14 protein-coding genes and 2 pseudogenes are annotated in these 20,680 nt (G+C 68.4%); 11 read left to right on the forward strand and 5 right to left on the reverse strand.

Annotated elements, in window-relative coordinates; all coding sequences use genetic code 11:
* The first annotated feature begins 200 nt into the window (after positions 1–200).
* The 4 genes from P1P75_RS08695 to P1P75_RS08710 all read left to right on the forward strand — a co-directional run bounded on the left by P1P75_RS08695 (position 201) and on the right by P1P75_RS08710 (position 7,770).
* On the forward strand, positions 201–3,167 hold the full coding sequence (locus P1P75_RS08695; protein WP_319253205.1) for a lantibiotic dehydratase: 2,967 nt from the start codon (positions 201–203) through the stop codon (positions 3,165–3,167).
* Entirely contained in the window at positions 3,164–4,441 is a 1,278-nt protein-coding gene (locus P1P75_RS08700; RefSeq protein WP_319253206.1) for a lanthionine synthetase C family protein, read from the forward strand. The genes P1P75_RS08695 and P1P75_RS08700 overlap by 4 nt, the downstream gene beginning before the upstream one ends.
* Before the next feature lie 21 nt (positions 4,442–4,462).
* The gene (gene fxlM / locus P1P75_RS08705) at positions 4,463–6,544 is read left to right on the forward strand and encodes a methyltransferase, FxLD system (protein WP_319253208.1); all 2,082 of its coding nucleotides are present in this window, start codon (positions 4,463–4,465) and stop codon (positions 6,542–6,544) included.
* Positions 6,545–6,633: 89 nt separating this feature from the next.
* Positions 6,634–7,770 (forward strand): hypothetical protein, encoded by a 1,137-nt coding sequence (locus P1P75_RS08710; RefSeq protein WP_319253210.1) that lies wholly within the window; start codon positions 6,634–6,636, stop codon positions 7,768–7,770.
* A gap of 174 nt (positions 7,771–7,944) precedes the next feature.
* Here the strand turns inward: P1P75_RS08710 and P1P75_RS08715 are convergent, their stop codons facing one another.
* From P1P75_RS08715 to P1P75_RS08730, 4 genes and pseudogenes are all read right to left on the reverse strand, one after another.
* Positions 7,945–8,640, reverse strand: a complete 696-nt coding sequence (locus P1P75_RS08715; RefSeq protein WP_319253212.1) for a TIGR02391 family protein — start codon at positions 8,638–8,640, stop codon at positions 7,945–7,947.
* 323 nt (positions 8,641–8,963) lie between these two features.
* Positions 8,964–9,608 carry a hypothetical protein gene (locus tag P1P75_RS08720; RefSeq protein ID WP_319253214.1) on the reverse strand — a complete coding sequence of 215 codons (645 nt, stop codon included), beginning with the start codon at positions 9,606–9,608 and terminating at the stop codon, positions 8,964–8,966.
* On the reverse strand, positions 9,608–10,519 hold the full coding sequence (locus P1P75_RS08725) for a nucleotidyltransferase (RefSeq protein WP_319253216.1): 912 nt from the start codon (positions 10,517–10,519) through the stop codon (positions 9,608–9,610). The genes P1P75_RS08720 and P1P75_RS08725 overlap by 1 nt, the downstream gene beginning before the upstream one ends.
* Before the next feature lie 562 nt (positions 10,520–11,081).
* Positions 11,082–11,984: pseudogene (locus P1P75_RS08730) on the reverse strand (mobilization protein); the annotation flags it as partial.
* Between P1P75_RS08730 and P1P75_RS08735 the strand changes: the two are divergent.
* A pseudogene (locus P1P75_RS08735) lies at positions 11,985–12,908 on the forward strand (tyrosine-type recombinase/integrase); the annotation flags it as partial. It abuts the pseudogene before it with no gap.
* Positions 12,909–12,974: 66 nt separating this feature from the next.
* Here P1P75_RS08735 and P1P75_RS08740 read toward each other — a convergent pair.
* Positions 12,975–13,619 carry a hypothetical protein gene (locus tag P1P75_RS08740; RefSeq protein ID WP_190047026.1) on the reverse strand — a complete coding sequence of 215 codons (645 nt, stop codon included), beginning with the start codon at positions 13,617–13,619 and terminating at the stop codon, positions 12,975–12,977.
* A 325-nt stretch (positions 13,620–13,944) separates the two neighbouring features.
* On the opposite strand from P1P75_RS08740, the gene hemL reads away from it, so the two are divergent.
* From hemL to P1P75_RS08770, 6 genes are all read left to right on the forward strand, one after another.
* Complete coding sequence (gene hemL, locus P1P75_RS08745) at positions 13,945–15,261, forward strand: glutamate-1-semialdehyde 2,1-aminomutase (RefSeq protein WP_086772911.1); 1,317 nt, start codon at positions 13,945–13,947, stop codon at positions 15,259–15,261.
* Positions 15,258–15,947, forward strand: a complete 690-nt coding sequence (locus P1P75_RS08750; RefSeq protein ID WP_319253217.1) for a histidine phosphatase family protein — start codon at positions 15,258–15,260, stop codon at positions 15,945–15,947. The genes hemL and P1P75_RS08750 overlap by 4 nt, the downstream gene beginning before the upstream one ends.
* A 314-nt stretch (positions 15,948–16,261) precedes the next feature.
* The gene (locus P1P75_RS08755) at positions 16,262–17,569 is read left to right on the forward strand and encodes a hypothetical protein (RefSeq protein WP_319253219.1); all 1,308 of its coding nucleotides are present in this window, start codon (positions 16,262–16,264) and stop codon (positions 17,567–17,569) included.
* A gap of 66 nt (positions 17,570–17,635) precedes the next feature.
* Positions 17,636–18,226, forward strand: coding sequence for a TlpA disulfide reductase family protein (locus tag P1P75_RS08760; RefSeq protein WP_319253221.1), 591 nt, complete (start codon positions 17,636–17,638; stop codon positions 18,224–18,226).
* Position 18,227: 1 nt separating this feature from the next.
* The gene (locus P1P75_RS08765; RefSeq protein WP_319253223.1) at positions 18,228–18,998 is read left to right on the forward strand and encodes a cytochrome c biogenesis protein CcdA; all 771 of its coding nucleotides are present in this window, start codon (positions 18,228–18,230) and stop codon (positions 18,996–18,998) included.
* A gap of 3 nt (positions 18,999–19,001) precedes the next feature.
* Positions 19,002–20,680 (forward strand): cytochrome c biogenesis protein ResB (locus P1P75_RS08770; RefSeq protein WP_319253225.1); only part of this gene is annotated, 1,679 nt, incomplete at its 3' end.

A 20,680-nucleotide genomic window follows, 5' to 3' on the forward strand; every position in this document is an offset into this window, starting at 1 on the left:
CCTCAGGTCACTCCGGGCTGGTGCCGCCGCGCCCCGGCGTGGCGGCACCAGCCGCCCGTCCCCACGCCCCACGGAGGTAGTTGGTGATTGCTCCGCCTGCAGCGTTCCGAACCGGCACAACAGCTCTCGTGCGCGCCGTAGCCCGGCCGTCGCTGCCGGTTCCTCCGTGTCCTGACCTCGATGACCGCTCGCCCAGCAGCTTGGCGGCCTGTGCTGCGTGGCTGCGTGCGGTCTGGGCGAACCAGGATGTCGCCGAGGCACTGCAACACTCCAGCCCGGTTCTCGCCGCGCAATTACTGGCGCTGTGTAAGGCGGAGCGGCCTCCTCTGCGAGACGTACGGCGCGCGGCGCAGTCCGTAGCCCGCTATCTACTGCGGGCCGAGCACCGGGCCACGCCTTTCGGCCTGTTCGCCGGCGTGACCACCACGGAATTCGGTCCGCAGGCGAGTGCAGGCTGGGGCGCGGATCACCTGGCCGTCGGCCGCGCGGGAGCAGAATGGCTGGCCGCCGTGATCAAACGGTTGGAATCATGCCCGGATCTCCTCGAACGACTGCCCGTCGTCGTCAACAACACCGTGTCCAGCCGGGGAGACCGGCTCATCGTGCCGTTCCAGCCCGACGTTCAGGACGACCGGACTCGCGCGGTCGAGACGTCCCTGGCCCTGACCACACCGGTGCGCGCGGTCCTCGCCGCGGCCCGGGCACCGATCCAGGTCGGAATGCTCGGGGACAAGCTCCGGGCAGAGTTCCCCGAGGCAGGGGCGGAGCGGGCGCGTCGTCTGCTGGCGGAGCTGATCAGGCGGCGGGTGCTGATCACGAGCTTGCGCGCGCCGAGCACCGAGACCGACGTCCTCGGCTATCTGCTCGGCCAACTCGACGCGATCGGTGCCGGATCCCTTGCTCCGGTCGCGGAGACGGTGCGTGAGCTTCGCGCGGTCCGGGCGGGACTGGGGGAGTGCGCCACGCGCGGTGGCCGGGACAGCGTCGCAGCACGGATGCGGGCCCTCGTGCCCGGCATGCGCCGCCACCCCGTCGCGCTCGACCTGCGCCTGGACGCGCAGATCGTTCTGCCGGACGAAGTAGCCCGGGAGATCGAGCGTGCGGCCCTCATCCTGACCCGGTTGAGCACCCGTCCGTACGGGACCGCGGCGTGGGGCGAGTACCACCAGCGGTTCTACGAGCGGTACGGCATCGGCACGATGGTGCCGCTCCAGGAGGTCGTGGCGGACAGCGGCACCGGGTATCCCGACGGCTACCCGGGCAGTCCGGCCGGCGCGCGTCGGCCTGGCCTCTCCGCCCGGGACGACGTCCTCGTACGACTGGCGCAGGCCGCCGTACTCGACGGCCGCGACGAGGTGCTGCTCACCGACGACCTGGTTTCGGCCCTGGATGTGGGGCCGGACGAGCCTCGGGTGCCGCCGCACTTGGAGGTGGGTGTGAGGGTGCACGCGGCCGGCTTGGGAGAGTTGCAGCGCGGGCGGTTCCGGCTGGAGGTCGTGAGCGTGTCCCGAGGCGCTGGCGTCTCCACGGGCCGGTTCCTCAGCGTGCTGACCCCCGCCGACCGCGAGGCCCTGACCACAGAGCTCGCCGACCTCCCGGCTGCGGACGGCAACACCGTGCCCGCGCAGCTCTCTTTCCCGCCGCTGCTCCCTGAGAGCGCCCACGTCACGCGCGCCCCGCAGGTCCTGCCCACCGTGATCAGCATTCAGGAACACCGAGCCCCGGCGGACTCCGTCCTCACCCCGGAGGACTTGGCAGTGGGGTGCGACGGCCGCCGCATGTACCTGGCCGCCCCTGACCGCGGACACCGCGTCGAGGCTGTCGGGGTGCACGCGTTGAACCTGCTTACCCACACTCCGCCGCTGGTGCGGTTCCTCACCGAACTGTCCCGCGCCCAGTGCGCCCAGGTCACCGTGTTCGACTGGGGCGCCGCCGGGGTGATGCCGTTCCTTCCACGCCTGCGGTACGGGCGCACCGTACTGGCCCCGGCACGCTGGCGGCTGGAGGCGCCCGAGCTGCCCGGCCGCGCCCGGCCTCGGGCCGAGTGGGACGCCGCGCTCACCGACTGGCGGGCCCGGCGGCGGCTGCCTCGCCGCGTCCACCTCGTGGAGGACGACCGACGCCTCTTCCTCGACCTCGACGAGGCCGGCCATCGGACGCTACTGCGCGGACACCTCGACCGTACGGACCTGGCCGTGCTCGTCGAGGCCCCGGAACCGGAGGCGTACGGCTGGTGTGACGGGCGAGCCCACGAGGTGGTGGTAGCTCTCAAGGCGACCCGGCCGCCGGCGTGGCCGCCCCTGCCCGCCCCCGCCCAGGCCCGAATCCTCTGCCCGGCCCAGATCCAGACGCCCGCTTCCTCCCCCGTACTTCTGGCCACTCTGTACGGAGACGTCCGCCGCCAAGACACCTTGCTTTCCCGGCACTTGCCCGTCCTCTTCGAACAACTCGGCAACCCACCGTGGTGGTTCATCCGTTTCCGCGACCCGGGCCAACACCTTCGCGTACGCATCGCACTCCCCGCCCCGGAAGCTTTCGCTGAGACGGCCCATGCGGTGAGCGCCTGGGCCGACGAGTTGCGCGATGTCGGCCTGCTGGCCGATCTGCGGTACTCCACCTCGTACCGCGAGATGGGCCGCTGGGGCTCGGGCGCCGCGTGGGAGGCGGCCGAGGAGGTGTTCCGGGCGGACTCGCGCGCCGTCCTGAGCCAGCTCGCGCAGCCGCAGCGCCCCGGCCCGCGCACGCTGGTGGCGGCCCATACCGTCGCCGTCGCCTCCGCGTTCCTCGGCAGCACCGAAGCGGCGATGCGGTGGCTGATCGACCACATCCCGCCGACAGCCCCAGCGCCCGGTCCGCGCCCGCAGTTCACCGAGGCCGTACGGCTCGCCAACCCGTGCGACGACTGGGCGGCGCTGCGCGGTGTCCCGGGCGGAGACGCCATCGTGTCGGGATGGGCAGACCGGGATACGGCACTCGCCGCGTACCGACCGCACCTGCCGGGCCCGGACACCCAGGGCATCGCCATCGACGACGTCCTGACCTCCCTGCTGCACGTCCACTTCGTGCGGCACATCGCCGTGAACTTCCCCGAGGAAGAGGTGTGCCTCTACCTGGCGCGCGCCGCCGCCCTGGCCTGGACCGCCCGCACCACCGGGAGGACTCCATGACCGCCCACCCCGCGCTCGACCTGGTCGACGCCGTCGCCTCCCAGCTCACCGACCCCTACACGGCACCCCTCGGACCCCGGGCAAGGTCCTCGGACCGGCAGCACCTCGCCTATGGCCCTCCCGGAATCGCGCTCCTACACATCGAGCGGGCCGCGAACGGCCTAGGGCCGTGGCAGCGCGCCCATGACTGGCTGGCCGCCGCCTCGCGGGAGCCGTTCACCAGCGGCCCCGACAGCCACCCCTTCTACGGGGCGCCCGCCTTCGCCCACGCCCTGGCCTGCGCCGCCGACCACCTGCCCGGCTCCTACCAGCGCCCCCTGAACGCGATGGACCGGCAGATCGAGATCGACGCCGGACGCCGCCTCGACGCCGCACATCGCCGTATCGACGCCGGACGCCTGCCGGAGCTCGCCGAGTTCGACACCATCCGCGGCCTCACCGGATACGGGGCCTATCTCCTGCGCCGTGACCCCGGCAGCTCCACGATGCGCGCCGTCCTCGACTACTGCGTGCGCCTCACCGAACCGATCACCTACCAAGGCGAGACCCTGCCGGGCTGGTGGACGCAGACGGGTCCCTCGGGCAGCCCGGACGACGACCGATTCCCCGGCGGGCACGCAAACACCGGTATGGCACACGGCATCGGCGGCGTGCTCGCCCTCCTGGCCCTCGCCGCCCGGAACGGCACCCTCGCCGAAGGGCACTACGCAGCACTGCGCGCCATCCTGGCGTGGCTGGACCGCTGGCAGCAGGAGACCTGTCGCGGACCGGCCTGGCCGTACTGGGTCACCCAGGACGAGTTGCGTACTGGGCGCCTCGCCCCGTCCGCGCCCCGGCGGCCCTCCTGGTGCTACGGCACCGCCGGCCTCGCCCGCGCCCAACAACTCGCCGCACTCGCCCTTGGCGACACCGACCGCCAGATCGACGCGGAGAACGCGCTCGTGGCCGCACTCACCGATCCCGACCAACTCAAGGCCACCACGGACAACGGCCTGTGCCACGGCTTCGCCGGCCTCGCCCACATCGCCGCCCGTACGGCCGACGACGCCCACCCCTTGACCGTGGGCCAACTCCGCGCCGCAATCCCGGCACTCCTGGCTGCGGTCCATCCGCCGGGCACCGACCCCGAACTCACTGCCACGGCGCTCATTCGGGACGAGGAACGGGGCCCCGGTCTGCTCGACGGCGCCGCCGGTACAGCCCTGGCCCTCATCGCGTTCAGCACCGCCGCACCGCCCCGGTCCGCCTGGGACGCCTGCCTGCTCATCGCCTGATCCGTCGACCGAAGGACCCCCATGCCCTCCGACCGCTGGCAGCAACACAACATCACCTTCGTCGACCGTGAGAGCGCCCGGCGCGTCATCGCCGAACGCATCGGCCCGGCCCTGATCATGGCTGAGGCCGACGGGCAGCTCACTGGCTGGTGGTTCATGAACAAGCAGCCCTGGCCGCTGCGTTACCTCGCTGAGGAGCCCTCACCGGTCATCGAGTCGCTGCTGAGCGATCTCGTCGGCGACGGTACGACCGTGTCATGGCTGCCGTACACCTACGAACCCGAGACCGACGCGTTCGGTGGCCCGGCGGCCATGGACGCCGCCCACAAGCTGTTCCACAGCGACTCCCGTCACCTGATCACTTACCGGCCGAGCCCGGAGCACCTGGGACGCCGGGAGACCGCCACCCTCCTCGCGAGCGCCATGATGCGTGGTGCCGGACTCGACTGGTTCGAACAGGGCGACGTGTGGGCGAAGGCCGCCTCCCTCCGGCCGTCCACCTCCCCACTGCCACCCGAACGAGCCGCCGAACTTACCCCGGCCTTGCGGAAGTTGATGACCGCCGATGCCCACGGCCTCTGCCGTCCGGACGGCCCGCTCCACACGCACGACGAATGGGTGACCGCCTTCGAACGGGCGGGAGCCACGCTCGCTGACCTCGCCAACCGCGGCGCTCTCACCCGCGGTCTGCGCGCCGTCATCGCCCATCACGTGATCTTCCACGCCAATCGCGCCGGTCTCCTAAGGGACGACCAAAGCGCCTTGTCCAACATCGCACGAGAGGTAGTCATGGGAACGAGCGACAACACCGCATCGCCCGCCGAAACCACGGTCGGCGCCGATAGCGTCAGCGCGGTGAACGCCGAGACAATCGCCACCCCCACGGCGGACGCCGAGCGCCTCCGCAACGCCCTGGTCGACCAGCTCCGCGCGGATGGGCACGCCCACACGACCGCCGTCGAGACCGCGTTGCGGACCGTGCCCCGCCACGTGTTCGTGCCCGAAGCGTCACTCGAAGACGCCTACGCCAACGCACCGGTGCACATCAAGTACGACACCGACGGCACGTCCATCTCCTGCGCCTCCCAGCCAGGCGTCGTCGCCCTCATGCTGGACCAGCTCGACGCCCAGCCCGGCGGGCGCGTTCTCGAACTCGGCGCCGGCACCGGCTACAACGCCGCTCTGCTGGCCTACCTGGTCGGCGAGAGCGGGCACGTGACCACTCTGGACGTCGACGACGACCTCGTGGAGGGCGCCAGCGCACACCTCGCCGCCGCCGGGATCACCAACGTCGGGGCCGTGACCCGCGACGGGGCCCTCGGATACGCCGAAGGAGCGCCGTACGACCGGATCATCGCCACCGTGGGCGCGCACGGCGTACCGCACTCCTGGCTGCAGCAACTCGCCCCCGGCGGTCGGCTCCTCGTCCCCCAGCGCCTCAAGGGCAGCGTCTCCCGCTCCATCACCTACGAGCAGCGCTACGGCCGATGGGTGTCCCTCGGCAGCGAGATGAACACCTTCATGCCGCTCCGGCGCGGCATCGCAGACGACGACCGCCGAGTCATCCCACTCAGCGCGGACGGCACCGTCCGGCTCCAGGCCCCCGCCGGGCAGAACATCGACGCCGACGCCCTCGCCGGTGTCCTGGACCAGCCGCGCACCGAGGAATGGACCGGCATGACGGTCCGCGCCATGGAGTCGCCAGAATGGATGGAACTGTTCCTCACCTGCGCCCTTCCCTCCGGCCTGATCCGGATGCTGTTCCCCCAGAGCGCCAAGGGCGATCTGCTCACCGAGGACCCCTACCCCTCCTCAACCGCAGCCGTCGAAAAGGGCGCCGTCACCTACCTGGCGCGGCGCCTGTCGGAGGAGCAGACCCCCGAGGGCGGCAAGCTCTGGGAGTTCGGCGTCATCGGCCACGGTCCCGGCAGCGACGAACTGGCCGCGAGGGTCGCCGACGCCATCCGCACCTGGGACCGCGACTATCGCGATCGCGAAGCCACGTTTGAGATCCAGCCCCTTGACGCGCCTGCCATCGAGCAGCGCCCCGGCCTCTTTGCTCTCGACACCCCGCTGAACCGCATCGTCGTCGACTGGCGGTGACGCCCCAGGCATAGCGGACGGTGCCCGTCGGCGTACGGCCGACGGGCACCGTCGCCTCAGCAGTTCTCACTCACGCCCCCGGGGGATCCATGGACCCGCACGGACCCGTAGCCCAGCGCTTTCCACTCGTCGCCCGATTCCGGCCCGCCTGTCTGCCTCTGCCCGAGCGCGTGCGCGCGCTCGCCGACCTGGCCGACACCGCGGTGAAGAAGACCGACCAGGGGAGCGCATCGGCCGTCTACAACCAGGCCGCGCTCATCGCCTCCGATCTCGACCTTTCCGACCTCGCCCGCGAGATGTGCCACCAGCACGCCGCCGCCTACCTCCACGCCTGCCCCCTGCCCGGCATGAGCGCGATCCGGGGCCTGGAACCGGTCATCAATCTCGCCCGCCTCCAGATCCGTGCCGGCCGCGCCGATGAGGGACGTCAGCGACTGCTCGACCTGTATGAGGCCGTCGAGACGGGCGCGGCTGCTCGGTTCGACGGTGTCGCGGTACCGGCGGAGCTCACCGCGAGCGACGAAGACCGCCACGAGGTCCGCGCGTGGCTGTGGCGCGTACTCCTCGCCGACGGCACGCGCACACTCACCACCGAGGGACGCTGGGCCGAGGCCAAAGCGCACATCGAAGCCCACCGAGGCGTAGGCAAACGGATGCTCGACGGGCGCCAAGTCGCCATACTCGCCGCCCTCGTCGCGGGTGACACGGCATCGACCGCTGCTCTCCTCGCCGACACGTTGCCCGGCGATCCATGGGAGCAAGCCGTCACGGCATGTCTGACCGTCCTGTGCCGCCGCGCCGCCGGACAGCCAATCGACGGCCACCTGGCGGACTTGGCGACGACTTACTCCGAGAGGAAGACCGAACCCGGGATGACCGTCTTCGACATCCGGCTCGGACTTACCGTCCTTGACGCAATCGGTTCCGCCGAGGCGCCCGGCACGCGCCGCATCGTCGAGGAACTGCACCGCAAGACGACGGACGCCGAAGATGGCTACGCGGCCCGCGAGATCCTGGCGCACCCTCTGTTCGCCGCGCTCGCCACGGACCGGCAAGCACAGGAATGCCGCGCTCTGGTGCGTGCCTGCGCCCTCAGGGCAGGAACTGTCCCCGATGAGCTGCGAGGACAACTGACGGCTGCTCTATGTGCCAGCGACACCGTGATCCGGGAGAGTCTCGCGCGCCCCTTCGATCCCGAACGTACAACCCCTATGTCGAGAGCCTGATGGACGCACGAACCTGGGTGCCTTCGTGCAGTACAGGTAATGGGTTGACTGCTGCCCTGACTGTGGTTTGAGGTTGAACGGGAGATCACCGAACAGGGATTTGTATTTTGGCGAGAGCAGGGTACCGAGCGAGGAACCTCCGCCTGCCCTCATGGCCCAACTGGTACCCGAGGACTAATGGTTCAACCGACACTCGATCTTGTCCAGCATCCGCATGAGCAGGCTGGCGGTCATGACTGCTTCGGATGCCTCGGTTACGTCATCGAAAGAGACTTCCCGGTGCCCGGAAGGGTTGCGGAGTACGGCATACACGCCCCGGAAGAGCATCATGGTTCCGTCGACCTCACCGGAGGGCGCGGCGGGATCGGCAAGCGGGCCGCCAGACTTGAAAGCCTTGGTCATCAGGTCCGTGCCAAACGCGTCGTCTCCGAAGCCGGCCAACTGCCGCACGCGAACCTCGACGGCCTTCATCGAAACGAAGATGGCGTTTTCGTACTCGCCAATGAGGAACTGTCGCCGGGCCTTGGCTTCGATCAACGGGTGCAGATATTCTTGCAGGCGGTTGACGCTGCGCACGGTCGAAATATCTTGCGCAACGGATTCATGCCCGCGACGCGTCACAAACATGGCCTGCGGGTTGCTATCACCTGGCTTGTTAGCAAGCATCCCGTGCGACCACAACCATTGCACCGCCTCAGAAATGGCCCGCATGGCTTGGCCGCCGTTCGCCCTATAGTTCTCGTCGCGGGTGTAGCCCAAGCAGTAGTTGTACGAATTCCACTCGTTGCTCCGCATCATGTCCTCGAGGACATGCAGTGCCAGTTCGTCAACGGGCAAATCGACGGCGGCTTGCGCAGTGATAGTAATCATGACCCACATATTTCTATTTCCGTCCCGCAGTCGAGAACTGCGGAGCCTCCTGGCTGGAGCGGCATTGCACGGGCTACTGGCGAGCGTTAGGTGAGAGAGTGCGTTAGTCGCTCTCTGGAAGTCAGTAACTGTCATCCATCCTGGAGTCGGGGCGAAAAGATTGCTCCCGAATAGTGAGCTGCATATTTTCCATTCGCCATTTCTTCAATTCCTTTCGGGCGTCCTTGAGGGCGTCGCATTGGTCGCTAGAAAGATAGAATTTGGAAGGACTAGACCACCTTGCATACCCGGCTAATAAGCTCTAGCTCCGGAGGCCGCTGTGTCTACTTGTCCCCGACAAACGGGCTCGCGTGGTTGAACCCGTCGGCAGAAAGAGCAGACTCAGTGCTGCTGTAGCGGGCAGGAGACCACTCAGGAAGACGCAGCTCGCCATCAGTGCGCCGATCTGTGAAATACGCTCCTTCGAGTCCCTCGCCAGGTTGCGAACCGATGTACACTTCTGCCGCACCCTTGTGCCGCTCGCTACGGTCACGCACACCGGGTCGAGGGGTGTTGACGTATTGCCAGCTAAGCCGCCATCGACCATCAGCATCGTGGATTAGCTTGGCGTGCTCAGAAATCGACTTCGACTCTCCAGTGAACAGAGTAACCGTCCACTTAGAAGCCGACTGGGAGATGTAAATTGCCGTCGAAATCGGGGGAACGCTCGCACCGTCCGGATGGACGTAAGAGGAGACGAGCTCACCACGCCACGTTCCGGCCACCAACGGCACGCCCGTGAAATACCGCACGGCTTTCCACTTCCAGATAAAGCGTTCCCAGAGGGTGAACACAAGTGCGGCAACTGTGCCAGCGACGGAGTAGATACGGAGCGGCACCTGTGAAAAGCCCTGGCCGGCGAGCAGCGCAAGCGTCAGCCACACGAGAGCGGCAATACCAATGCCGATGCGAACCTTGATGTTTTCCATCAGCTGTTAAGCCCCAGGTTCTGCCACGCCTTGAGCGTCAGTTCGTGCGCGTCTTCCATAGACCACTTCTGTCCAGGACCGAACAGAGGCTTGATGTCATTCGGCTCGTGCCAGTCTTCAGTGGAGGCGCCGGGCTTGGTCTGGTTCCAAATGTGTCGAATAACATGCGTGATGTCATCGGTGAGCGGTGTCAGACCTCCATGATTAAAGTGTCCATCTGGTGTGCAGTAAACCAGGCACTCCATGAAGTAGCTTGGAAGTGCCTCAATTTCATCGACTGCCACAAGATCGTTTTCCACGCGCTTGAGGATGCGCACCATCTGCTTGTAGCGCATTCCGGTGCGGTTATTCTTGGCCACCCCGTTGGTATACTGCTGCTCGGGGTAGTTAATAACCCACTCGCCGTTCGTGCGCCGCGTTGTGGTTCCCTCGAAGTGCTGGATCCTTCCCATGGTGTCGTAGTAGTATTTCCAGTGTTCAAACGAAGGCACGACGTCAGCCTTGACGCGACCGCCATTCTCGGCAATCTCGATAGCCGTAGAACCTGACGTGTCGCAGTCGCTGCCGTATGCGGCGCGCATGGCTTTCTCTAGCTCCGCACGGAACTCGGCCCCGTCGTAGTGCTTGCTCGTGATCGGATGACGCGCAATCTTGTCTGCTGGACGCAAGGCGTCGTCGTTGAAGTAGTGAAACCCCTTGTGGATTACTGCGATATCAACGTCGCTGTCGGCACGGACGTTGGTATTATTTTTGTACGAGCCCTTCGGCAAGAACCTAATGCCGATGCCATCGAAGCCACTCCAGCCCTCTACTGCCTTGCGTACCATGCGCTCGGCACGTTCCTGCTTGTCTTGCTCGGTGTTGCGGGACGGAGCCTTGTAGCGCGTCAACTTGTCTTCCAGTGTGGTCATGCCTAGTTCCCCGTTCTTACGTTTCTTGCGCAGCCTGTGTGTTGAGCGGGCCCCAGATCGGGGCGCGGTACACAACCAAGCTAGCTGTCGGCACTGACAGTTGCTCACGCTCCGTCAGGCAGCAGCCAGACATAGCAGTCAAGTCGTCAGCCTCCGTGACCGTTCGTGCTCACTTCTGGTCCTTCTTGGCCGACTGCATCTCCTGGTCCAGCACCCACACCAACGCCACCCCTCTCTTGGGAAACGTCCAGCCTGGATAGGCCGCTTGAACGTTCAGTGATGGCTCGGCTGCGCTCAGTTGTGAGATCCGTTGCTATCGAGGACCGGACAGGTAGTCCAAAACGTTGATGTGCCGGATACCGCAATCGCGGTACCAAATTTCAGCTTGAAGTCCTTGGTCGGTTGAGACTGCTGCGGATCGGCAGCGGCTTGCCGTCAACGGGGACACTCACCAGCTCGAAGGCTTCAGGCGATGCTTCGGTCAGACCATTGAGCCCCCTCAGCCTGGACTCCGATCGGGTGGCGCAGGCTGCCGTGTCGTTGAGGGAGGTGTTTGACGTGATCAGTGGCGTCGCGCCCGCGGCTGCTGCAGGACTGTGAGGGTGGCTGTCGCGTGCACCGGAACTTGGGGGCTCTGTGCTCGGCTGCGGGCCTGTGCTGCGCGGGCCGGTGCGCTTGGTGCCGGCCTTGCGCTGAGTCGCTGTACGCGCCAGGTCAGCACCCGTGCGGGGCGGCGGGCGTCGTCCAGGGCGCGCTGGTCGGCGACCTGCTGGAGAAGCCGTTCCGGGTCGTGTCCGGCTGCTTCTGCCTCGGCGAGGGCGGTGGTGAGAGCCGCGAAAGCGGGGTCTTCGATGATCTGCTCCGCATGGTCGGGCACGACTTGGCGTAGACGGCGGATCTGCCGCTCCACGGCCTGTTGGGGTGGCTGGCGCTGCGCGAGGGCAGCCAGGGGCGCGGCTGCGGCTTGGTCGTAGGCAGCCTGGAGGTGGAGCAGTGTCTGCTGGGCGGCGGCGACTTGCTGGTCGTGTTGGCGGAGCTGGTGCCAGCGGGCAGCGGCAATGACCATGAGGATCGCCGCGTCCAGGAACATCGCCAGGACGGCGCTGTCCTTGGGGGCGGGCTCGCGGACCATCGCCCGTACTGCGCCGCGCAGTGCGCGGGCGTGGTGGTGTTCGGCCCGGATGCGGGAGCGGGTGGCACGCTCGAACGCGCTGGCTGCCTCTCGGAGTTGGGGCCGCAGGGCCTGAGGTGCAAGGAGGGGGAGTGCGTCGAGGGCTTCGCCGAAGGCGGCGAGGTGGGCCTGGGAGGCTTCGTCGTCCGGCTGGTCGAGGTGGTGGGGGATGCGTTCGGCGGCGGCTGTGGCCTGGTGCCAGGGGTTGGGCCTGCGTCGGCCGGGCTGGTTGGTCGGCCGCGGCTCGATGTTCTCCAGGCGTTTCTGGATCCTGGGGAAGGACAGGTCCGGGGCGTCCGTACGCTCCAGGACAGCGGCCTTGAAGTGTCGACGATCGAGGGCATCTTCGACATCCTCTCCAGCATCCTCGGTGCGGCCGTGGAGGACGGGCTGCTGCCGAAGAACCCCTGCAAGCCGAAGTCGGTCAAGCTGCCGACGGCGACCAAGAAGAAGATCATCCCTTGGTCGTTGGAGCGCGTACGTGCGGTAGTCGCCGGACTTCCGAAGCGCTTCCAGGCCGGTGGCAATCTCGCCTTCGGCTGCGGCCTGCGCCAGGGCGAGGTGTTCGGCTTCGCAGTCGACGACATCGACTTCAAGGGCGGCTGGATCCACGTCAACCGCCAGGTGCGGCTAGTCGGTACGAAGCCCGTCTTCGCCCTGCCCAAGGGCAACAAGATCCGGTCAGTGCCCCTGCCGGCCCAACTTGCCGCCACTCTCAAGGCCCACATGAAGGAGTTCCCACCCGTCGTCGTCACGCTGCCCTGGGCCAAGCCGGACGGCGAACCGAAGACCTTCCGCCTCCTCTTCGTCGACGAGAAGAGTCGGGCGTACAACCGCAGCGTTTTCAACATGGGTGCCTGGAAGCTCGCCCTGGCCGCCGGCGTGATCCCTCCGCGCGAGCGCGGCGCGCGCTACCTCCAGGCGGCTCCGGAAGACGGCATGCACGCCCTCCGGCACGCCTACGCCTCCGTACTCCTGGACGCGGGGGAGAGCATCAAGGCGCTCTCCGAGTACCTCGGCCACTCGGACCCCGGCTTCACGCTGCGCACGTACACGCACCTGTTGCCGTCCAGCGAGACCCGTACCCGCAAGGCGATCGACGACGCCTTCACGGAAACGGAAGCCGAGGCGGAAGACGACGGCGACCCGCCCGCAGCCCAGGGCACATCAGTGCCCCCACCAAAACCCATGTGCCCTCAATGTGCCCTGGCCGCCTGACGGCCCCTCCGGGACATGGAAAAGGCGAGGTCCGAAGACCCCGCCCGCCACCAGTGAAACCCCAGGTCAGGGCCACACCAAGCAATACGGCTGATGCCCCGCCTCATGCAGCCGATGGCTGAAGTCCTGCCACTCGTGCAGCAGCTGGTACACGTTGAACGCGTCCCGCGGCCCGCCGCGGTCCGGGACCGTCGACCAGATGAAGGCTGCCGCGCCGACCGCTTCCTCGCCGATGTCGCGCAGGGGGTCGACGACCGTCATGGGGAGTTTCACGACCGCGTAGTCGGGGTGGAGGACGACGAGCTCCAGCGGGGGCACCTTGTGCAGGGGGACGCCCTCGATGCCGGTGAGGACCATCGCGGCCATCGTCTCCGGCTTGATCTTGGTGAACATGCCGTTCATGCCGAGTTCGTCGCCGCCGAGTTCCTCGGGGCGCATCGAGATCGGGACCCGGGCCGCGGTCGCGCCGTCCGGAGCGCCGAAGTACTTGTACGTCACCCCCACCCGACCACCGTTCCCGCTCCCCGCCCGGAGTCGGTCGACCGTACGGTCGAGCCGCTCGGACTCACTCGGTACACCAGGGGCACCAGGGACGCCCTGTGTCTGACGTGCTTCGTTGGCTTCCTCCGCGTCGCGCCGGTGCTTTCCCCGCCGGGCACGTCGAGGACCCATGCCGTCGGTCCCCTCGCCCAGTCCGCCACCGCGATGCATATCTCCACCCGACTGCTTTTCTAGGACGCGCGGACCCCGCCGCGCAACCCGATCATCGTGTCAGTGACCTCCCCCACGGCCGCACGCCGAAACGTGCGCTGAAACACCTGTCCGCAGGATCTTCGCAGCCCCTCGACTCGCTGTCGGTGTGAGCTACGTCTATCAGACTCAGTCCGTTTCAGTTTCGCAGATGAAGAACGCTCCGTGACCGGCCTGCCGGGGCCGGGCGGGCACGGCACGGGCCCCGCCGTCCTCGGGCGCCCCTGGCCTACCCTGATGAGGTCACTGGCAACCGGAGTCCGAGAAGTCGGAGAAGTCGCAGGTCATGAGCGAACTGCCCTATTCATACGAAGCGTCTGCCTCACAGGCGCTGTTCGACCGTGCGGCCGTCGTCACGCCGGGCGGCGTGAACTCCCCGGTGCGCGCCTTCCGCGCCGTCGGCGGCACGCCCCGGTTCATGGTGTCCGGCACCGGCCCGTACCTGACGGACGCGGACGGCCGGGAGTACGTCGACCTCGTCTGTTCCTGGGGCCCCATGATCCTCGGGCACTCGCACCCCGAGGTGATCGCCGCCGTCCAGGACGCCGTCTCGCGCGGTACGTCCTTCGGGACGCCCGGTGAGGGCGAGGTCACGCTCGCCGAGGAGATCGTCGCGCGGGTCGAGCCCGTCGAGCAGGTCCGGCTGGTGTCCAGCGGGACCGAGGCCACGATGTCCGCGATCCGGCTCGCCCGCGGGTTCACCCGGCGCTCCAAGGTGATCAAGTTCGCCGGCTGCTACCACGGCCACGTCGACTCGCTGCTCGCCGCGGCCGGGTCCGGCGTCGCCACCTTCGCCCTGCCCGACACGCCCGGCGTCACGGGCGCCCAGGCCGGCGACACGATCGTCCTGCCGTACAACGACCTGGAGGCCGTGCAGGAGGCCTTCCACCGGCACCCCGGTGAGATCGCCTGCGTCATCACCGAGGCCTCGCCGGGCAACATGGGCGTCGTACCGCCGCTGCCCGGCTTCAACCAGGGACTCAAGGACGCCTGCCAGAACAACGGCGCCCTCTACATCTCCGACGAGGTCATGACCGGGTTCCGGACCAGCCGCGCGGGCTGGTTCGGGATCGACGGGGTCAGGCCCGACCTGATGACCTTCGGCAAGGTCATGGGCGGCGGTTTCCCGGCCGCGGCGTTCGGCGGCCGGGCCGACGTGATGGCGCACCTCGCGCCCGCCGGGCCCGTCTACCAGGCCGGCACCCTCTCCGGGAACCCGGTCGCCACCGCCGCCGGTCTCGCCCAGCTCCGGCTCCTCGACGACGCCGCGTACGCGAAGATCAACGCCGTCTCCGAGCAGATCCAGGCGCTGGTGTCGGACGCCCTGTCCAAGGAGGGCGTCGCGCACACGCTGCAGAGCGCCTCCAACATGTTCTCCGTCTTCTTCACGGACCGTCCCGTCCGCAACTACGAGGACGCCAAGGCGCAGGAGTCGTACCGCTTCACCGCCTTCTTCCACTCGCTGCTGGCGAACGGCGTGTACCTGCCGCCCTCGTCGTACGAGTCCTGGTTCGTGTCCACGGCCCACGACGAACGGGCCGTCCAGCGCATCGCCGACGCCCTTCCGGCGGCGGCCCGAGCGGCTGCGGAGGCCACCGCGTGAGCACCGACAACAGCAAGGACCTGACCGTCGTCCACCTGATGCGGCACGGCGAGGTCGCCAACCCGGACGGCATCCTGTACGGCCGTCTGGCCGGCTACCACCTCTCCGACCTGGGCCGGCGCATGGCCGACCGGGTCGCCGAGCACCTCGCCTCCCGTGACGTGACCTACGTCTGCGCCTCCCCGCTGGAGCGGGCGCAGGAGACGGCGACGCCGATCGCGAAGGCGCACGGGCTCGACATCGCCACCGACGCGCGGCTCATCGAGGCCGGCAACGTGTTCCAGGGCAAGACCTTCGGCGTCGGTGACGGGGCGCTGCGCCGGCCCGGGAACTGGCGGCACATCTACAACCCGATCAAGCCGTCCTGGGGCGAGGCGTACGTCGACCAGGTGGTGCGCATGATGGGCGCGCTGGACGCGGCGAAGGACAAGGCGCGCGGCCATGAGGCGGTGCTCGTCAGCCACCAGCTGCCGATCTGGATCGTGCGGTCCTACGTCGAGCGGCGGCGGCTGTGGCACGACCCGCGCAAGCGGCAGTGCACGCTCGCCTCGCTGACGTCGTTCACGTACCAGGGCGACACGATCGTCTCCGTCGGCTACTCCGAGCCCGCCCGTGACCTGGTCCCGCCGCACCTGCTGGCCGGCGCCAAGCCCGTGAAGGGGAAGGGCAAGGCCTTCGGCGCCTGAGCCTCGCGCGTCGGGGCCTGAGCCTCGCGCGTCGGGGCCTGAGCCTCGCGCGTCGGGGCCTGAGCCTCGCGCGTCGGGGCCGGCCTCGCCCGGTCATCGGAGTGGGCCTCGCGCGCCGGAGCCGGCCTCGCGCGCCGGAGCCGGCCTCGCGCGCCGGAGCCGGGCGCGCCCGGTTTCCCGTAACCGCTTGCTGCCACCGCGCCCCGTCCCGGCCCCGCCCCCTGTTACGTAATACGTACAAATGATCGGAACCTCCCTGTTCGACGCGTCCTCTGACTGGGTGACCAACAGAGCACGCGACGAACGGGGATGCCATGCGCACTCTCACCCGCAGGGGAGCACTCGGACTGGGCGCGGGGGCCGCGGCAGCCGCCGGACTCGCGGGCTGCGGCACCTTCACCGGGTCGGACGACCCGAGCCCCGGCGGCGGCAAGGGCGGGACCGGCAAGGGTGGGTCGGCCTCCCCGAAGCCCACGGCCACCGCACGGCCGATCGGTGACGGCTCCACCTCCTTCACCGGGAAGCAGCCGCACCAGCCGGAGAAGCCCGTGCCCCTGGAGCCGGGTCAGGAGCCGCCCCAGTTCGTCGTCTTCTCGTGGGACGGGGCGGCCGAGGTGGGAAACGGTCTCTTCCCGCGTTTCCTCGACCTCGCCAAGGAGCACGGCGCGGCCATGACCTTCTTCCTCTCCGGGCTCTACCTCCTGCCCGAGTCCAAGAAGCGGCTCTACGACCCGCCCAACAACCCCCGCGGCGCTTCCGACATCGGTTACCTCACCGACGACCACGTCAAGGCGACGCTGATCAACGTCCGCCGTGCCTGGCTCGAGGGCCATGAGATAGGAACCCACTTCAACGGGCACTTCTGCGCCGGTTCCGGGTCCGTCGGCAACTGGACCGGTAGCCAGTGGCGCAACGAGATCGACCAGGCCAAGTCGTTCGTCAAGGAGTGGCGCACCAACACCGGGTGGACCGACCTGCCCGCGCTGCCCTTCGACTACGACAAGGAACTCGTCGGCGCCCGCACGCCCTGCCTCCTCGGCCAGGACAAGCTGCTGCCCACCGCCCGCTCCCTCGGCTGGCGCTACGACGCCTCCTCGCCCGGCGGCCGTCAGGTCTGGCCCGACAAGAAGCAGGGCATGTGGGACCTGCCGTTGCAGCAGATACCGTTCCCCGGCCGTGGCTTCGAGGTCCTGTCGATGGACTACAACATGCTCGCCAACCAGTCGGTCAACTCGACGAAGGCGCCCAGCCACAACTACCCGGGCTGGCGCAAGCAGTCGGCGCAGGCGTACATCCAGGGCTTCCGCCGGGCGTTCGAGACGAACCGCGCGCCCTTCTTCGTCGGCAACCACTTCGAGCAGTGGAACGGCGGCATCTACATGGACGCCGTCGAGGAGGCGTTCAAGCACATCGCGCGCGAGAAGGAGAAGGGCGCGGACGTGCGCCTGGTCTCCTTCCGGCAGTTCGTCGACTGGATCGACGTGCAGAAGCCGGAGATCCTCGCCAAGCTGCGCACACTGGACGTGGGGCAGGAACCGGCCGGTGGCTGGAAGACGTTTCTCGCGGGGGCCTCCGGGACCGCCGGCGCCGGTACCGCGTCGAGTTCCGCGAACGCTGCCTGAAATGCGGTTTTCTGCCCGCAAGGGGGGTGCCCAAGATCCCCGGAACGGGCATGCGAAACTTTTCACATGAGTGCCGCCAGCCGCACCCCCTTGTCCGCCGCCGTAGCCGTCGCCACGGCGTTGCTGTTGTCCGCCTGTACCTCCGGAGGCGTCTCCGGCGGGGGCGGTGACACCAACTTCATCATGGGCAAGGACGGCATCTCGACCGTCGAGAAGGGCGAGCGGGACCCGGCTCCGGACCTGTCCGGCAAGACCATCGACAACAAGCAGCTGGCGGTCTCCTCCTTCAAGGGCAAGGTCGTCGTCCTGAACGTGTGGGGATCCTGGTGCGCCCCCTGCCGGGCCGAGGCTCCCAACTTCCAGAAGGTCTCCACCGACCTGAAGGCGCAGGGCGTGCAGTTCGTCGGCATCAACGTCGCCGACGCCAAGGAGTCGAGCGCCCTCGCCTTCGAGAAGACGTACGGCGTCACCTACCCGAGCCTGTACGACCCGAGCAGCAGGCTGATGCTCCGGTTCAAGAAGGGCACACTGAACCTCCAGGCGATCCCCTCCACGCTCGTCCTCGACCGGGAAGGGAAGATCGCGGCCCGCTCCCTGGCCGCGCTCAGCGAGGAGAAACTGCGCTCCATGATCGACCCGGTCCTCGCGGAGAAGTGACGTGAGCACGGTCACCACCCTCGCGGCGGAGGGCTACAACGGCACGGTCCTCAACGGAGCCCTGCTGGTCGCCCTGCCCGTCGCCCTGCTCGGCGGACTCATCTCCTTCTTCTCGCCCTGCGTCCTGCCGCTCGTGCCCGGCTACCTGTCGTACGTCACCGGTGTCGCGGGCACCGATCTGGCCGAGGCCCGGCGCGGCCGGATGGTCGCCGGCGCCTCACTCTTCGTGCTCGGCTTCACGGCGGTGTTCGTCTCCAGCGGAGCCCTCTTCGGCTTCTTCGGCGACACCCTCCAGGCCAACAGCGGTGTCCTGTCCAAGGTGCTGGGCGTGCTCATGATCCTCATGGGCGTCTTCTTCATGGGCCTGATGCCCTGGATGACCCAGCGGGAGTTCCGCTTCCACCGCAGGCCCGTCGCCGGACTGGCGGGCGCCCCGCTGCTCGGCGCGCTGTTCGGCATCGGCTGGACCCCCTGCATCGGCCCCACCCTGGCCTCCGTGCTCGCCCTGTCCTCGCAGCAGTCGAGCGCGGGCCGCGGTGCCATACTGACCGTCGCCTACTGCCTCGGCCTCGGTCTGCCGTTCGTGCTCGCCGCGGTCGCCTTCCGTAAGGCGCTCGGCACCTTCGCCTGGGTCAAGCGGCACTACGTGTGGGTCATGCGCGTCGGCGGCGTGATGATGATCGGGACCGGTGTGCTGCTGCTGACCGGCGCGTGGGACTACCTCGTGCAGGACCTGCAGTCCTGGTCCAACGGCTTCACCGTGGGGATCTGATCGATGAACAAGACCACAGCCGACGAGCCCACCACGGCCCCCGACGACCAGGGACTCGACGCCGCAGGCTCCCAGCTGTCCACGGCCCCCACCGACACCCTCGCCAGTGGGCCAGGCCTGGGCCTGATCGGCTGGGCCCGCTGGTTCTGGCGCCAGCTGACCTCCATGCGGGTGGCGCTGCTGCTCCTGCTGCTGCTGGCGCTCGGCGCGATCCCCGGCTCGCTGATCCCGCAGACCGGCAGCGACGAGACGAAGGTCGCCGACTTCCGCGCGGCGCACGAGACGCTCGCGCCGCTCTACGACCGGCTCGGGCTGTTCCACGTGTACAGCTCGGTGTGGTTCTCCGCGATCTACATCCTGCTGTTCGTCTCCCTCGTCGGCTGCATCGTGCCCCGCACCTGGCAGTTCGTGGGCCAGCTGCGCGGCCGTCCGCCGGGCGCGCCCAAGCGGCTGACCCGGCTGCCCGCGTACACGACGTGGCAGACGCGGGCCGCGCCCGAGGAGGTCCGCGAGGCCGCCCTCGCGTTGCTGAGGAAGCGCCGTTTCCGGGCCCACCTGGCCGGTGACGCCGTGGCCGCCGAGAAGGGTTACCTCCGTGAGGTCGGCAACCTCGCCTTCCACATCGCGCTGATCGTGATGCTGACCTCCTTCGCCTGGGGCCAGCTCTTCAAGTCCGAGGGAAACAAACTCCTCGTCGAGGGAAGCGGTTTCTCCAACACCCTCATCTCCTACGACGACTTCAAGTCCGGCAATCTCTTCAGCGTCGACGACCTGACGCCGTTCAGTTTCTCCCTGGACGAGTTCACCGGCACGTACGAGGCGAGCGGCCCCAACAAGGGCACCCCCCGTACCTACGAGGCCGCCCTCACCTACAGCGTCGGCGCCTACGGCAAGGCCCGGAAGACGACCGTCCAGGTCAACCACCCGCTGGAGATCGGCGACTCCAAGGTCTACCTCACCGCCCACGGCTACGCCCCGGTCGTCACCGTCCGGGACGGCAGGGGCAAGGTCGTCTTCAGCAACGCCGTACCGCTGCTGCCCCTCGACTCCAACGTCACCTCCTCCGGAGTGGTGAAGGTTCTCGACGGTTACAAGAACGCCCAGGGCGTCACCGAACAGCTCGGCTTCCAGGCCTTCTTCCTGCCGTCCTACGTCAAGGGCATGGAGACCGCCTCCACCTTCCCGGCCCTGCTCAACCCCGTACTGAACCTCGCGCCCTACCACGGCGACCTCGGCGTCGACTCGGGCATCCCGCAGAGCGTGTACCAGCTCGACAAGACCCACATGAAGGCGTTCGAGGACGCCAAGAAGCTCCAGCTGAGGGAGAACCTCAAGCCGGGCGAGACCATGACCCTCCCGAACGGGGCCGGCACGGTCACCTACGAGGGCACCAGGGAATGGGCGAACTTCCAGGTCACCCAGCAGCCCGGCAGCGGCTGGGCGCTGGGCGGCGCGATCGCCGCGATCTTCGGCCTGGCCGCCTCCCTGTTCATCCAGCGCCGCCGGGTGTGGGTGCGCGCGGTGCGCCGCGCCGACGGCGTGACGGTCGTCGAGATGGCCGGGCTCGGCCGCAGCGAGTCCGCGAAGGTGCCCGAGGAACTCGGCGAGCTGGCCGGGATCCTGTACGACCGGGCTCCCGGAGCGCCCGAGGACGACGCAGACACCCCCGAATCCCCCGACAC

Origin of the sequence: Streptomyces sp. ID05-39B (assembly GCF_033794725.1) — a bacterium.
Classification (GTDB): Bacteria; Actinomycetota; Actinomycetes; order Streptomycetales; family Streptomycetaceae; genus Streptomyces; species Streptomyces bobili.